Source organism: Idiomarina sp. UBA4206 (genome assembly GCF_002383015.1).
Classification (GTDB): Bacteria; Pseudomonadota; Gammaproteobacteria; order Enterobacterales; family Alteromonadaceae; genus Idiomarina; species Idiomarina abyssalis.
Map to the genome: position 1 here is coordinate 95,351 of NZ_DFTS01000009.1, position 566 is coordinate 95,916.

Genomic DNA, 566 nt, shown 5'->3' on the forward strand with positions numbered 1-566 from the left:
ATTTTTGTGGCTGGTGGTGCATTACGCCTGGCGCGCTTTAATACAAACTTAGGTTCTTCCGATAAAAAGTTCTTTCAGGGACTGGCGATACCCAGCGCTGCAGCAATCGTTGCCGGTTTAGTCTGGGTTGGTTCTGAATACGGTGTTGAAGGAAGCGATATAGCTGGCTTCGCTGCTGTTGTTACCATTTGTGCCGGCCTATTGATGGTAACCAATTTCCGTTACCACTCTTTTAAAGACGTTGACTGGAAAGGTAAAGTTTCATTTTTAGTCATACTGGTCATTGTACTGGCTTTCGTGATTGTTGCGACACAACCATCATTAGTGCTGTTCTCTATATTCTTTTTATATGCTTTGTCAGGCCCGGTATTAACTATAAAGAATGTGAAGAAATTGAAGTTGGGCCATGTTGTTGGTGATGACGACGACGATGACGCAGACTTTAATGACAATAAAGAGACCAAAAAAGAAGCAGAAAAGACAGAGAAAGAAGATTAAAACACCAAATTGGTGAAGTTCTGAGCAAACGATCAATGTGGTCCGAAAAAGATCTTGAAAGGCTCAGA

At 41.9% G+C, this 566-nt stretch carries 1 protein-coding gene; it reads left to right on the forward strand.

The features are described from left to right. Positions 1-498 (forward strand): CDP-alcohol phosphatidyltransferase family protein (locus B3180_RS01910; RefSeq protein WP_414654007.1); only part of this gene is annotated, 498 nt, incomplete at its 5' end. Positions 499-566: the final 68 nt, after the last annotated feature.